Here is a 13,759-nt window from a genome sequence, read left to right on the forward strand (position 1 = left end):
TAACGAACAAATTAGGCGTTGCGGTCTTTTTAGACCGCACTTTTTTTATCCCTTTCGGTCAACTTACGTCGCTTATTCAAAACTATTGGTTAGAGACAGCGACAAAAAATATTTAAAAAAGCTTGGAGCAAATATTAAACGGCTGCGGGAGGCGAAGGGATTAAGCCTTCGGCAGCTTTCTTATGCCTGTAATTTAGACAATAGCAAGATTGCTAAAATCGAAAAAGGGCAAATCAACATTACGTTTACGACCCTCATGCAATTGGCAACGGCCTTGGAACTGCACCCTTCCGAACTTTTGAGCACAGATTTCGAGTAGAATTTTAAAAAATTATCTTCTTGACTATCAGCACCGTAAGTGGGGTTGTCCTACCTCGTTTACTGGTTTCATACCTCTAATCCAAAACATATTTGCATTGCAAAAGGCACTGGCGTATTAGTCAGTTCCGCTCTTCAAAAAATGCAAACTATGTTAAACAACATCTCTTGGGCTAACTACCTTTCATTTGTCATTCTTCTGCTGGTGATGTACTACGCCGTGGTTGGCGTAAAGTTTTACTCTCAGGAAATAAAAGACTTGTTATCCGGCAAAACCAAATTGCGTTTCCGGTCAACTACGTCGAATTACAGTGGAGATGAAGTTACCAATGCAGAAGGTCAATCATTGCAGTCTGAGCTGTTTCCTTCTAATCTAAACTACGTTCCAGCTACAGAGGAGCCGAACGACACGCTTCAACAAACAAAGGAGTTAACCCACAGCCTCCGGGAAACCATTGCTGAAGCGGTTGAAAAATCTTACATAAGGGAAGAATTTATCCTTTCGCTCCAGCTGCTGCTTAAAAAATACTCTTTTCTAAAAGGCACACCCTCGCTATCGGCTATCAACAACCTGATTGCATCCGAATGCGAAAAATATGGCTACGTCCAACTCAGTGCTGAAGAGCGTGTGATGTTATGGAATGAGTGACCGGATGGAAAGCCATTTCCCGAAGCCTCTCTGCCTCCGGGCAGAGGGGTGGCTGGGAAAAACTAAGTCTCAACTTTTAATTTTTAAATAGTGATGTATGAAAATGAAGCGTTTGACATTTAAGAACCCGAGCAAAAAACAATGGTTGATGATCGGCATGGCCATCGCATGTACCCTGGGTGAACTGACTACGCTGGCGCAGGACGCCAATGCCGGCATTAACGAAGCCAACCAAAAAGTGCGAAGCTATTTCGCCGCCGGAACAAACCTTATGTATGCTGTGGGTGCCATCCTTGGGTTAATTGGGGCCGTGAAAGTATACCAGAAATGGAATGCGGGTGACCCGGATACGTCAAAAGTGGCTGCAGCGTGGTTTGGCTCCTGTGTCTTTTTGGTTGTTGTCGCTACAGTCATTAAATCCTTCTTCGGTGTGTAAGCATCCGACTAATCCACTTTAAAAACTTGTGCAATGGGGAACAGTGTGTATCAAATCAACAAAGGCATCAACAAGTCCATTGAGTTCAAAGGCCTGAAGGCACAATACATCTGGTATCTGGGTGGTTGTATTCTGACACTACTCATTGTCTTTGCCGCCCTTTACATCATCGGTGTAAACACATTTGTTTGTCTCGGCTTGATATTGATCGCCGGAACGGCATCCGTTATCAAAATTTATAGCCTGAGCAACCGCTACGGAGAACACGGCATGATGAAAAAGTTGGCTAGACACAACGTTCCCCATTCTATCAAAAGCTATTCACGAAAAACCTTCAAAAGCAGGCGCCATGGAAAAACATCTTGAAGAACTGTTTCCCATTATGGGAATAGAACACGATTGCATCTTGTCCAAACAAGGGGATATCACCATTGCCTTCGAAGCAAAACTCCCGGAAATTTTTACGCTTTCCGACCAGGAATACGAAGCCTTTCACCAGGCATGGGTTAAAGCGATTAAAGTGCTGCCACGTTACAGTGTCTTTCACAAGCAGGATTGGTTTACCAGAAGCAAATACAACCCCGATTTTGCCAAAGACGATACCAGCTTCCTTTCCCGAAGCAGTGAACGTTTTTTCAACGAACGTCCTTTTCTCGACCACAGATGTTATATCCTGCTTACCAAAAAGCCACTGGGCCGGAAAGTGTCTACGTCGCTTTTCTCCAATCTGCTTCGAAAATCCGTCGTTCCGTCCCAAGTCCTGAACCATCAACTTTTGCAGGATTTCCTTGACAGTGCCGGGCAGTTCAAACGCATCATGGAAGATAGCGGCTTTGTAACCGTAACCCGATTGAAGGAGGAGGATTTGTTGAGCATGGAACGAAAAATTGGGTTGATTGAAAAATATTGCTTCCTGTCGGAGAACGAAAACGAATTTCTGATCAAGGACATTCATTTTAAAGAAGGTATTCAGGTGGGTGATCAGCACTGCCATTTGTACACTTTGGGTGATGCGGAAGATCTACCTGCCTTGTGTGGCTCTCGTATCAACTACGACAAGTATTCCACCGACAAAACAAAATTCAGTGTTGGATTTGCGTCGTCACTTGGGCAACTGTTGCCGTGCAATCACATTTACAACCAGTACATCTTCATTGAAAATGCACCGAAAACCATTCAAAAGCTGGAAAGTAAGCGGTTACGCCTGCAATCCCTTTCGGCTTACTCCCGTGAAAACACCATTGCCCGTGACGCTACCAATGATTTTTTGAACGAAGCGATCAGCCAACAGCGGTTGCCGGTTAAAGCACACTTTAATTTGTTGGTTTGGACCGACAATGGAGAAGAAGCAAAGGATTTGAAAAACCTCGTGTCGTCTGCTTTGGCACAAATGGATGCAACGGCCAAGCAGGAAACAATTGGTGCTCCGCAAATCTTTTGGGCCGGTATTCCAGGAAACGAAGGTGATTTTCCCATCAACGATACGTTTGACACGTTTGCCGAACAAGCCACCTGCTTCCTAAACATGGAAACGGCTTACCGTTCTTCCATTAGTCCGGTCGGCATCCGCTTAGGCGACCGGCTGACCGGCAAACCGGTGCACGTTGACATTTCAGATGAGCCGGTGAAAAAAGGAATATGCACCAATCGCAACAAGTTCATTTTGGGTCCCAGCGGTAGCGGCAAGTCTTTCTTTACAAACCACATGGTGCGTTCTTACTACGAGCAGGGAACCCACATCGTGCTCGTAGACGTGGGGCATAGCTACAAAGGTCTGTGTGACATGGTTAAGGGATACTATTTCACGTATGATGAAAAGAACCCGATTAGGTTCAATCCGTTTTACATCAGCGAAGGCGACAGCCTGGACACGGAAAAGAAAGAAAGCATCAAAACGCTGTTGCTTGCCCTTTGGAAAAAGGATAACGAAAGCTTCAACCGCTCGGAGTATGTTGCGTTAAGTAATGCCTTGCAGCTTTATTACGAAAAGTTAGAGAAGGAGCCCACCGTTTTCCCCTGCTTCAATACTTTTTACGAGTTTCTTCAGGAAGATTTCATCGCCGTACTGAAAACAGACAAGGTAAAGGAGAAAGATTTTGACGTCAACAATTTTCTCTATGTACTAAGGCCGTATTACAAAGGCGGCGAATTTGATTACCTGCTGAATGCTACTCAAAACCTGGAGTTGCTAAAAGAGCGTTTCATTGTTTTTGAACTGGACAACATCAAAGACCATCCCATTCTGTTTCCGGTTGTGACCATCATTATCATGGAAGTATTTATCTCCAAAATGCGCAAGCTGAAAGGCGTCCGCAAAATGATTTTGATTGAAGAAGCATGGAAAGCCATTGCCAAGGAAGGAATGGCCGAATACATAAAGTATTTGTTTAAAACAGTGCGAAAGTTTTTTGGTGAGGCAGTAGTGGTGACGCAGGAAGTAGAAGACATTATTAGCTCACCCGTGGTAAAGCAAGCTATTATCAACAACTCCGATTGTAAAATATTATTGGACCAATCCAAATATCAAAACAAGTTTGAACAGATACAAGAATTATTGGGACTAACGGAAAAAGAAAAAGCATTAATCCTCTCGGTCAATAAAGCCAATGATCCCACTAAGAAGTACAAGGAAGTTTTTATTAGTCTCGGCGGAATGCTTTCAAAGGTGTACCGAACGGAAGTAAGTCTGGAAGAGTATCTGGCTTACACAACCGAAGAAACCGAAAAATTGAAGGTGATGCAATATGCCCGGAAATACGGCAGCATTGAAAAAGGAATAGCAGCCATAGCAAATGAAGCAAAAAGCGAATTGCTGCATGATAATTAAATCATCGAGAACCTTATTCGTTTGCGCAGCAAAGCAATTCAGGAAAGTAAACAACTAAACTATTCGTTATGAAAGGAAAGTTATTAGGTCTAAGCCTTCTATTATTGGTGTCTCTGGCACCAGTCACTAAAGCAAATGCGCAAGATCCCATTGCCCTTATCATCAAGCAGGCCATTGTAAAAGTGATCAAAGCAGTAGACCTAAAAATTCAACGCCTGCAGAATAAAACCATCTGGTTGCAGAATGCACAAAAGGTCATTGAGAATACAATGTCTAAAGTGAAGCTGGATGAAATTACCGATTGGGTGGAAAAACAGCGCACCTTGTACAAGGATTATTTTGATGAACTCTGGACAGTAAAAAACATCATCTCGTATTACCACCGCATCAAAGAAATTACCGAGAAGCAGGTATTGATGGTTGCAGAATACAAAAAAGCTTGGAGGCTGTTCAAGCAGGATAAAAATTTCACGCCTGAGGAGCTGGCCTACATGGAACAGGTGTACAAAGGCATGCTTGATGAAAGCGTGAAAAACCTTGACCAGTTGTTCATAGTCATAAATTCTTTCTCAACCCAAATGACGGACGCCAAGCGATTGGAGATTATCAACCATTCGGCTGATATGGTCGAAACATCTTACAGTGATTTAAAATCTTTCAACCAGCAAAACATGATGCTCAGCTTACAACGGGCTAAATCGCTGAACGACGTTGATGTGGTAAAGAAATTATACGGCCTTCAATAACAAAAACATGAATAAATCTATTCTCACCAGCCTGCTTTTTCTTGCAACCACGCTTTGCCAGGCGCAAACATTCGATGAATGGTTTCGCCAGAAAAAAACGCAAAAGAAATACCTCATTGAGCAAATCGTAGCCCTAAATGCTTACCTGGGCTACGTCCAGAAAGGATATTCAATTGCCCAGAAAGGCTTGAATATGATTGGCAGCGTTAAGCAAGGCGACTATGATCTTCACAAGGGATTTTTCCTGGCGCTTTCAGACATAAATCCCAACATCGGGAAGTATGCAAAAGTGGCTGACATTGTTGCACTTCAACTTAAGGCATTGCAGCAATACAGGAATGTTACAAAACAGGTAAAAGCAAATGGCCAGTTCAATGGAGAGGAGGTTGATTACATTAATAAAGTATTTAGCTCCGTACTTGAAGATTGTGCTTCTATCATTATTCAATTAACTGATATTATTACACCGAGTGCATTGGAGATGAAAGACGACGAGCGGTTGGGGCGAATCGATGCACTTTATGCAGACATGCAGGAGGCCTATACGTTTGCCCAAAGTTTTGGCGCAGAGGTCAATCTTCTTGGTGTACAGCGGATAAAGGAAAAAGCTGCTATTCAAACAAGCCGTGTTTTGCATGACCTTAAAAAACAATAGCGATGAAAAAGATCGTTTTTCTTTTCATACTTGCGGTATCAATGGTGCCAATGAAGGTAAAGGCGCAGGAAGCAGAGATTGAGCAATTGCTTTTGAACGTGGAAAAGCTGGCACAATTAAAGCAAATCCTTAGCGACTTGAAGAAAGGATATGAAATCGTCAGTACCGGCTACAACACCATCAAAAACATTTCGCAGGGTAATTTTAACCTTCACAAAGATTTTTTAGACCGCCTGCTGGATGTAAGTCCTGAAGTAAAAAATTACCGCCGTGTAGCTGACATTATTAACTACCAGCTTCTGATAGTAAAGGAATACAAGAATGCATTCCGACGCTTCAAGCAAGAAGGAAACTTTAGCCCGGATGAGATAAAATATTTGGGAAGCGTGTATGCCAATCTGTTTAACCAGAGCCTTGCTAACCTGAATGACCTTATTACGATCATCACGGCCGGAGACCTGCGAATGTCCGATGATGAACGCATAAAGGCAATAGATGAAGTTTTTGCATCTATTGAGGACAAGCTACTCTTTTTGCGGCACTTCAACAACAATACAACGTTACTGGCCATCCAACGAGCAAGGGAAAAGAAAGACATCGGTACCGCACAAAAAATCTATGGCTTAACTCAGTAAAATTTTGATATGGTGAACTACACGAAAGCTGCTATTGTAGCGGCTGTGGGGATGTTTTTGCCTTTACTTTCCAAGGCGCAAAGCTTATCCGACCAGGCGAAGGGGCTTCATGCCGTGCTGGAACAGATTTATGATGAAATGTTGCCCCTGTGCAGTAAGCTGATTGGCGTGGGGCAAGGCATTGCCGGTTTTGCGGCCACCTGGTACATTGCTTCCCGTGTGTGGCGGCACATTGCCAATGCAGAGCCGATTGATTTTTATCCGCTGTTCCGGCCCTTTGTGATCGGTTTTGCTGTGGTCATTTTCCCCTCTGTCATTGCCATGATCAATGGCGTGATGAAGCCGACCGTTACGGCCACAGCTTCCATGGTGACTGACGCTGACAAGGCAATTGCCGTACTGCTGAAACAAAAAGAAGAAGCCATCAAAAAAACGCAGGTGTGGCAAATGTATGTGGGCGAAAGCGGCAGCGGTGATAGAGATAAATGGTATCGGTACACGCACCCTGACGATCCGGACCCAGACAATGAAGGCTTTTTTGCAAGCATCGGCAACGACATCAAATTTGCGATGTCAAAAGCCTCTTATAATTTCCGCAACTCTATCAAAGAGTGGATGAGCGAAGTGTTGCAAGTGCTCTTTCAGGCAGCAGCGCTTTGCATCAATACACTACGAACATTTCAACTGGTTATTCTTGCTATATTAGGTCCGCTTGTCTTTGGTATTGCCGTTTTTGATGGCTTTCAGCATACCCTTACGGTTTGGATAGCCCGTTACATCAATGTCTTTCTCTGGTTACCTGTGGCTAACATCTTCGGCGCCATCATTGGAAAAATCGAGGAGAAAATGCTGCAACTGGACATCCAACAGGTGCAGGATTACGGCGATACCTTCTTTAGCTCGACGGATGTGGCTTACCTCATTTTTATGATCATTGGCATTGTAGGCTATTTCACCGTGCCATCAGTTGCCAATTACATTGTTCATGCAGGTGGTGGTAATACGTTGCTCTATAAGGTAAGTAGCCTTTTTAGCAGTACGTCAAGGAGCGCTGTGAATACTGTTACCGGAAGTGCCGGCATGGTGGCCGATGCCATGGGCAGTGCTGCCGGAAGAGTAAGCAATAGCATCAGCAGTTATGCAGCCAACAGTGGCTATTTCAAAGAGCAACAGCCGTCTTCCGGCGGCTCAAACTACATGCAGGAAAAGATTTCCGGAAACAGCTAAAACCTCCTATTAAGATGTTCAAACAAATGAAAAATATTGACACGGCTTTCCGACACGTTCGTGGGTTCACCTTATTGGTCATTGTGGGCAGCCTTGCCCTCTGCGGCTTTACGCTGTATAAAAGCTATCAACTGGTCGGCAGCGTTCAGAGCAAGGTTTACATTTTGGCAAATGGCAAAGCACTGGAAGCCTATGCTTCTGACCGCAAAGACAACATTCCTGTAGAAGCAAGAGACCATGTAAAGACTTTTCATGAATACTTCTTCACCCTGGACCCGGACGACAAGGTTATACAGGCCAACGTGACAAAAGCCTTGTACTTAGCCGATGCTTCTGCCAAACGAGCTTACGACAACTTGAAAGAGAATGGCTTTTTCACCAACATCATATCCGGAAATATTAGCCAACGTATAAAGGTGGACAGTGTACAGGTGGACGTGAATCAGTATCCATATTACTTCCGGTGTTACGCTACACAAAACATTATTCGCACCACTAGCACGGTTTCCAGAAGCCTAGTCACTGAGGGTTACCTGCGCAACGTAAGCCGCTCAGATAACAACCCACACGGCTTTCTCATTGAACGGTGGACGACAATTGACAACCGGGATATCAAAACGGAAAATCGATAAGAAATGTACTTATTTAAGAATAAAAAGAAAGAAGTGTGTCGGGAAAACAACATTCCCGACAAAGTAGCTGCAGGTATTGTGCAGAAGTGCATCAAGCTGCAATCGAGATGGGCTGACTTTATGCAGCAAAAAACCGAGAAACTTTCCCTTAAAGCAAGAAAATGGGGCTTGCTTCTGTTTTGCTGCCTTTCAGCAGGCTGCAGCCTGTATCTGGTTGTAGAAAGTCTGCGAAGTAATAAGAAACCGGTCCTTGCTCCCTCACTGATACAGGTGCCTATCCATTCAACCCAAACCGGCGAAGAGAACACTCGGAGCATTCTTTTGATTACAAAAGGCGAATACCAAAAGATAGAGCGGTTTCGGCGCTATATGGACAGCTTGGGCGGAAGCCCGCAGGGTGTTGCAACACGAGACAGCCTTCTTTTCCATCGGCCGGGACTTATGGACAGCATTCGTGCCATTGAAAATATCTACCGTTTACAAACGCAAAAAAAGTAAAACCATGCAAACAAAAACACAATCACCGCGATTCTTAAGGAGGCGTCGGTTCTTCCTCGTTCTTCCGTTATTAGCACTGCCGTTTACAACGCTGATGTTTTGGGCAATGGGTGGCGGAAAAGGAAGCGGAGCAGAGGCGGGCCAAACCACTCCAAAAGGTGGTCTCAACATGCAACTCCCCGATGCGTATCTAAAAGATGACAAGAGCTTGAATAAGCTAAGTTATTATGAAAAAGCGGCGTCCGACGCGCAAAAGCTGCATGAGCAGCTCAAAAACGATCCATATTACGGGAAGGGCAATACTGATGAAACATTAATGGCTTCATCTGATACCGCCATTTCGCCGATGACCTATAACAAGAATGTCTTAGGCAAAGGACTGAATACCTCGCCTTACAATGCTGATAATATGGACCCGAATGAAGCGAAAGTGTACAACAAACTGAGTGAGCTAAATAAGGCTTTAAATGGAGCAACATCGCAAACGACCAAAAGGAGTTCTTATCCCAATTTGAACCGTTCCGGCAGCGTGGCGGTAAACAGCGCTGATGTGGACCGCTTGGAACGGATGATGAACATGACCAGGAATGAAGATAACAGCGAAGACCCTGAAATGAAACAACTGAGCGGAATGATGGATAAAATACTGGACATTCAGCACCCGGAACGAATAAAAGAAAAGTTTGAGAAGAAAAACGAAACGGTTACTGCAAACATCTATTCCGTACAGGCAAGAATTGAGGATAATAATCCTTCGTTAGTCACCAACAATCCCGCATCAAGCGAAACACGCCAAACCAATAGTAGTCCTTCTAATGGATTTTTCTCGCTGGTAGATGACATGGAGAACGCCACCGAGACGCCGAATTCCATTTCAGCTGTTATTCATGAAACGCAAACGGTTGTGGACGGTGCTGTTGTCAAGCTGCGCCTGACGAGCGACGTTTTTGTCAACGGCGCCCTTGTGCCGAAAGGAAGCTTCGTGTTTGGGACAACCACCCTAAATGGCGAACGGCTGACCATTAAAATTAACTCCATCCGTTACAAGAGTTCTCTCTTTCCGGTGCAACTCTCTGTCGTGGACATGGACGGAATGGATGGTGTATACGTTCCCGGAGCGATTACCCGTGACGTTGCCAAGAATTCCGCTGATCGTGCCATACAAGGTATCGGCATCGCAACGCTCGACCCATCCCTCAAAGCACAAGCCGCCAGTGCCGGCATTGAAGCAGCAAAGACATTGCTGAGTAAGAAAGCAAAGCTCATAAAAGTGATCCTGAAGGCAGGCTATCAGGTTTACCTGCAAGATGAGAAAACGAAAGGAGCCTCTTGATACAATTCTTCTTCTTCACAGCACAAAAAGTCATTCAACATTCAAATTTCTATGTGTATGAAAAAATCAATTGCTGGAGCGGTTGCAGCAGTGAGCGTCTTGCTCTTCACCATCACAACGCATTCACAAAATACCAGTGTACAGTACAAAACAACCATTGTTCCATCGTATCCTTTGTCGCTGGCATACAACAAAACCACCAACCTGGTTTTTCCCTATGCCATAAAAAGTGTGGACAGAGGCAGCCGGGATGTATTAGCCCAGAAAGCAAAAGGGGTAGAAAACATACTGCTGGTCAAAGCCGGAAGAGAAAATTTTGCTGAAACCAATTTAAGCGTCATCACCACCGATGGAAAACTCTATTCCTTTTTGTTGAATTACAGTGTCAACCCAGTCTTGTTAACTATCTCTTTTGCGAAAGACACCGCCGTTGATGGCAGATACACATCGCAATCAGGAAGCAACGAAGCGGAAATGGAATTTACTGCCGAAAAGATCAGCCGTGAAAAACGAATGCTTCATGGCATTAAGCACAAGAAATTTGAAATGCGTCTTCGCTTAAACGGTCTTTACATCAAAAGCGATGTCCTGTACTTTCAATTGGAAGTGCGAAACAACTCCAACCTTACTTACGACGTTGACATGCTGCGCCTCTTTATACGAGACCAAAAGAAAGCCGAGCGGACCGCTTCTCAGGAGATTGAATTGTTGCCTTTATATGCATACGGCGATACATCATCAGTAAAGCCTCAGTCAACAAGCGTCGTTGTCTTTGCCTTTCCGAAGTTCACGATACCGGACAAAAAATACCTGCTCATTCAACTAATGGAAAAAGATGGCGGCAGGCATTTACACCTCGATGTAGGCAACAGAATGATTGTAAAGGCAAAGCCCTCTGAATAACAATTCTTATTTATTCATACGTTAATTCAATTTTATGAACCAGAAAAACTTTGATTATCTGAAAGACCAGGTAAAGTTCACAGGCTTCGGTGATAGCCTAGAGCCCGAAATGAAAGAAAAAATGCAAAAGCAAGTGCCGGAATTTCAATTGTATCACAACGCCAAGTTTGGAAATGATGTGTCAACGGCTGTACTGCATTTTAAAAAATCGGAGCAGACCGACATGTACTTTTTCAACAAGTACGAACTGACCCTGAAGCTGGAAAACAATGCTGACATGATGAAGCAAACCTTCTTTATCGGAAAAGCTAATAACGTCACACTAAAAGAAGCATACAACCTCATGAACGGCCGAGCGGTGAATAAAGACCTAAATAATAAGGAAGGTCAAGCATATAACGCCTGGTTACAAATGGATTTTAAGGAAACAGACAAAAACGGCAACTACCAGCTTAAGCACTTTCATCAAAATTATGGCTTTGATCTTGCGAAAGAGTTGGCAAAACACCCCATCAAAGAACTAGCCAGTGAGCAAGATAAGACAAGGCTGCTGGAGTCGCTGCAAAAAGGCAATCGTCAGGCGGTAACCTTCTTAAAAGAAGGAAATGAGCAAAGAATGTATGTTGAAGCCAACCCACGGTTCAAATCCGTGAACATCTATGATGGCTCTATGCAGCGAGTGCACAGCCAGTCACAAAAGGAAAAGAATACTTCCGAACAATCGGTGAAGCAAAACGCAAAAAAAGAAAACCAGAAGCAGGAGGTGGGTGATGAAGGCGGAGATTTTGATCAGCCAAAGCAAAAGCGAAGCCGAAGAAAAGGACAGTCGATTAGTTAAAAGTCGTTCACAATGCAAGAGTGGGACAAATTTTCGGAATTCTTTGCTGCCATCGTGGATGATCCACGGGTCAACACAACCCACGTCAGCCTGTATATGGCTTTATTGCATTACTGGGAGGAACATGCTTTTCTAAGTCCGATCAGGGTATTCAGCCATGACATCATGCCGCTTGCTAAGATTTTGTCCACGGCAACTTATCATAGAAGCATCCGTGCACTAAGCGATTTCGGTTATATACGATATGAGCCTTCCTTCAAAAGAAATCAAGGCAGCAAGGTATACATCTTACTCAAGTAAACTAGCAAATAAAGAATTTATGAATGTAGAAGTCATCACCAAGGAAGATTTGCAGGCATTTCGGATGCAACTGCTAGAAGATATAAAATCACTTCTGCAGCAGGGTAGAGACACTTCGTTGGGACACATTGAAGGTTACAAAACAGCGAATGTTAGAAAAATATTGGGTTGCTCAGTGAACAAACTGGTTTCTTTAAGAGTTGCTAGAAAAATACGAACAAAGAAAATTGGCGGAACGGTTTATTACAACAAAGAGGATGTCAAGCGGCTTGTGGAGGAAGGGTTTTGATGAAAGGCTCTTGGTTGAGCCTTGTAGACACGTCAGACCTTATTGGAACACTTTCCTAATAATAAAATTTGAATTGAGTTTATTAATTCGTTCCTTTTGACCATCACGGTCTCAAATCTTCCCGAAACGGACATTCCTAGCCCCAAGGGTTGAAAACTCGAACCAAATACTTAAAGATTTACGGGATTTCTGTCCTTTGTTGGGTATTACTGGGTAAAACTGACCAATAAAAAGTTCGAGTTTTTTGAGGTCTATACCGTCGTGTTCAATAATCTTTTCGAGAACCCCACGTTCAATTACGCTATTAAAGAATGGAAACCCTAAAATTTTATATCTGGTTGATTAACCTTTTAAAGAGGCGCTTCATTCAATCTATCTACAACAGGGTTCCTTCAATAACTTTTCGTAAATTGGTTACCCTTTTTGTTATTGTCTTTACCATTAAACCAAGCAGAGCACGTGTTGAAAGAATTCGGATTTGACTATGGATTAAAACCGCGGCTAATTTTAGTCTCTGATATCTCCTTCCCTGAATATTTTCAAAAAGCGAAGTGTATTGCAATCGCTTTTATTCATTGTCCTGACAGCCTCGACAATTTAATTACGACTGAAATTGGTTTTCTGTGCGAGGTCGAGGAATATGCCGAGAAATTTATGGATTGTCTCATGCAATGGGTAAAGGATTCTGGTGATGATGGCGATGCAGTAGAGCTCGAATTTATTGAACTCCTTGATGGTGAATACATGTTGGGAATTGCTCCAAACGTTGACCGTTTTTTAAAACGAATGATAGAACCTATGTTGATGGAAAGGGTTGATCCCATGTTCAGCATGGCGACACAAGGAAAAGGAGGAATGAGAATAGGTGAAAATTACTCATTGTTCAAAAGCCAGTATGTAAAGGGAAGACGCATTCCAGTCCGGATATTTTATGGCAGCAAGGATGGAAAAATTCAAAAAAACAGCGAAAGGTACTTCGTCAAAACCGAATTCAAATTTAGTAAAGAAGGTGAGCTGCCGAATGAGTCGTTAGGCCATGGGCTGTTAGCAAAAAAAGATAAGCCCTTTAACCCGAAGAACTTTAAACGAAAAGGTCCGGTTGACATGGCGCCCATAGAAAAAAGAAGAATGGAAGAACTCAACCATTTTTTTCCTTTGATTTTGGACAGAATTGAAAGGGAAAAATGGTTGGAAGGAGTGATCGCCAGTATTCCACCACACATAAGCCGTCCAGAGGTGATTCAGGCTATCTGCAACATTGTTCTTTTGGAGCGACTTAAACAAAACAACCCTCTAAGTATAAACACCGATGGTCCGGGTCACGATATGAACCTTTTGCAACACCTGCTTCAACAGGTCGAATCCTTCAGCAGCTATTTTCCGCCGCCGGAGCTTTTTACGAAAGCCCTGATTAAAAAACAGGCAAAGCTGGATAAAAAGTATTTAACCGAATACCTACAAAAAATATAACAC

At 43.4% G+C, this 13,759-nt stretch carries 16 protein-coding genes; all 16 read left to right on the forward strand.

The window, feature by feature from the left end:
• The first annotated feature begins 85 nt into the window (after positions 1–85).
• The 16 genes from DRJ53_RS18800 (at position 86) to DRJ53_RS18880 (ending at position 13,756) form a co-directional block, all read left to right on the forward strand.
• On the forward strand, positions 86–319 hold the full coding sequence (locus DRJ53_RS18800; RefSeq protein WP_114237209.1) for a helix-turn-helix domain-containing protein: 234 nt from the start codon (positions 86–88) through the stop codon (positions 317–319).
• A 150-nt stretch (positions 320–469) separates the two neighbouring features.
• Entirely contained in the window at positions 470–967 is a 498-nt protein-coding gene (locus tag DRJ53_RS18805) for a hypothetical protein (protein WP_123893696.1), read from the forward strand.
• A 97-nt stretch (positions 968–1,064) separates the two neighbouring features.
• Positions 1,065–1,403 carry a DUF4134 domain-containing protein gene (locus tag DRJ53_RS18810; RefSeq protein WP_479680809.1) on the forward strand — a complete coding sequence of 113 codons (339 nt, stop codon included), beginning with the start codon at positions 1,065–1,067 and terminating at the stop codon, positions 1,401–1,403.
• 33 nt (positions 1,404–1,436) lie between these two features.
• Positions 1,437–1,769, forward strand: a complete 333-nt coding sequence (locus DRJ53_RS18815) for a DUF4133 domain-containing protein (RefSeq protein WP_114237211.1) — start codon at positions 1,437–1,439, stop codon at positions 1,767–1,769.
• Complete coding sequence (locus DRJ53_RS18820; RefSeq protein WP_114237212.1) at positions 1,753–4,230, forward strand: TraG family conjugative transposon ATPase; 2,478 nt, start codon at positions 1,753–1,755, stop codon at positions 4,228–4,230. Before DRJ53_RS18815 ends, DRJ53_RS18820 begins: the two co-directional genes overlap by 17 nt.
• Before the next feature lie 68 nt (positions 4,231–4,298).
• Positions 4,299–4,976, forward strand: coding sequence for a conjugal transfer protein TraI (locus tag DRJ53_RS18825; protein ID WP_114237213.1), 678 nt, complete (start codon positions 4,299–4,301; stop codon positions 4,974–4,976).
• 7 nt (positions 4,977–4,983) lie between these two features.
• The gene (locus DRJ53_RS18830; RefSeq protein ID WP_114237214.1) at positions 4,984–5,631 is read left to right on the forward strand and encodes a hypothetical protein; all 648 of its coding nucleotides are present in this window, start codon (positions 4,984–4,986) and stop codon (positions 5,629–5,631) included.
• A 2-nt stretch (positions 5,632–5,633) separates the two neighbouring features.
• Positions 5,634–6,266 carry a TerB family tellurite resistance protein gene (locus tag DRJ53_RS18835; protein WP_114237215.1) on the forward strand — a complete coding sequence of 211 codons (633 nt, stop codon included), beginning with the start codon at positions 5,634–5,636 and terminating at the stop codon, positions 6,264–6,266.
• 9 nt (positions 6,267–6,275) lie between these two features.
• Positions 6,276–7,493 (forward strand): conjugative transposon protein TraJ, encoded by a 1,218-nt coding sequence (gene traJ / locus DRJ53_RS18840; RefSeq protein WP_114237216.1) that lies wholly within the window; start codon positions 6,276–6,278, stop codon positions 7,491–7,493.
• Between the two features lie 14 nt (positions 7,494–7,507).
• The gene (gene traK / locus DRJ53_RS18845; RefSeq protein WP_114237217.1) at positions 7,508–8,125 is read left to right on the forward strand and encodes a conjugative transposon protein TraK; all 618 of its coding nucleotides are present in this window, start codon (positions 7,508–7,510) and stop codon (positions 8,123–8,125) included.
• A 3-nt stretch (positions 8,126–8,128) separates the two neighbouring features.
• Positions 8,129–8,623: a hypothetical protein gene (locus DRJ53_RS18850; protein ID WP_114237218.1), complete on the forward strand. Its 495-nt coding sequence runs from the start codon at positions 8,129–8,131 to the stop codon at positions 8,621–8,623.
• 4 nt (positions 8,624–8,627) lie between these two features.
• Complete coding sequence (traM, locus tag DRJ53_RS18855; protein WP_114237219.1) at positions 8,628–9,956, forward strand: conjugative transposon protein TraM; 1,329 nt, start codon at positions 8,628–8,630, stop codon at positions 9,954–9,956.
• 57 nt (positions 9,957–10,013) lie between these two features.
• Positions 10,014–10,859 carry a conjugative transposon protein TraN gene (gene traN, locus DRJ53_RS18860; protein ID WP_114237220.1) on the forward strand — a complete coding sequence of 282 codons (846 nt, stop codon included), beginning with the start codon at positions 10,014–10,016 and terminating at the stop codon, positions 10,857–10,859.
• A 34-nt stretch (positions 10,860–10,893) separates the two neighbouring features.
• On the forward strand, positions 10,894–11,697 hold the full coding sequence (locus DRJ53_RS18865; protein ID WP_114237221.1) for a hypothetical protein: 804 nt from the start codon (positions 10,894–10,896) through the stop codon (positions 11,695–11,697).
• A 244-nt stretch (positions 11,698–11,941) separates the two neighbouring features.
• Positions 11,942–12,286, forward strand: coding sequence for a helix-turn-helix domain-containing protein (locus tag DRJ53_RS18875; protein WP_155523226.1), 345 nt, complete (start codon positions 11,942–11,944; stop codon positions 12,284–12,286).
• A 459-nt stretch (positions 12,287–12,745) separates the two neighbouring features.
• Positions 12,746–13,756: a hypothetical protein gene (locus DRJ53_RS18880; RefSeq protein WP_123893698.1), complete on the forward strand. Its 1,011-nt coding sequence runs from the start codon at positions 12,746–12,748 to the stop codon at positions 13,754–13,756.
• Positions 13,757–13,759: the final 3 nt, after the last annotated feature.

The sequence above is a fragment of the Paracnuella aquatica genome, assembly GCF_003332885.2.
GTDB lineage: Bacteria > Bacteroidota > Bacteroidia > Chitinophagales > Chitinophagaceae > Flavisolibacter > Flavisolibacter aquaticus.

Coding starts and splice junctions, on each gene's coding strand:
- DRJ53_RS18805 (WP_123893696.1), top strand. CDS start 470: ATGTTAAACAACATCTCTTGGGCTAACTACCTTTCATTTGTCATTCTT.
- DRJ53_RS18810 (WP_479680809.1), top strand. CDS start 1,065: ATGAAAATGAAGCGTTTGACATTTAAGAACCCGAGCAAAAAACAATGG.
- DRJ53_RS18815 (WP_114237211.1), top strand. CDS start 1,437: ATGGGGAACAGTGTGTATCAAATCAACAAAGGCATCAACAAGTCCATT.
- DRJ53_RS18820 (WP_114237212.1), top strand. CDS start 1,753: ATGGAAAAACATCTTGAAGAACTGTTTCCCATTATGGGAATAGAACAC.
- DRJ53_RS18825 (WP_114237213.1), top strand. CDS start 4,299: ATGAAAGGAAAGTTATTAGGTCTAAGCCTTCTATTATTGGTGTCTCTG.
- DRJ53_RS18830 (WP_114237214.1), top strand. CDS start 4,984: ATGAATAAATCTATTCTCACCAGCCTGCTTTTTCTTGCAACCACGCTT.
- DRJ53_RS18835 (WP_114237215.1), top strand. CDS start 5,634: ATGAAAAAGATCGTTTTTCTTTTCATACTTGCGGTATCAATGGTGCCA.
- traJ (WP_114237216.1), top strand. CDS start 6,276: ATGGTGAACTACACGAAAGCTGCTATTGTAGCGGCTGTGGGGATGTTT.
- traK (WP_114237217.1), top strand. CDS start 7,508: ATGTTCAAACAAATGAAAAATATTGACACGGCTTTCCGACACGTTCGT.
- DRJ53_RS18850 (WP_114237218.1), top strand. CDS start 8,129: ATGTACTTATTTAAGAATAAAAAGAAAGAAGTGTGTCGGGAAAACAAC.
- traM (WP_114237219.1), top strand. CDS start 8,628: ATGCAAACAAAAACACAATCACCGCGATTCTTAAGGAGGCGTCGGTTC.
- traN (WP_114237220.1), top strand. CDS start 10,014: ATGAAAAAATCAATTGCTGGAGCGGTTGCAGCAGTGAGCGTCTTGCTC.
- DRJ53_RS18865 (WP_114237221.1), top strand. CDS start 10,894: ATGAACCAGAAAAACTTTGATTATCTGAAAGACCAGGTAAAGTTCACA.
- DRJ53_RS18875 (WP_155523226.1), top strand. CDS start 11,942: ATGAGCCTTCCTTCAAAAGAAATCAAGGCAGCAAGGTATACATCTTAC.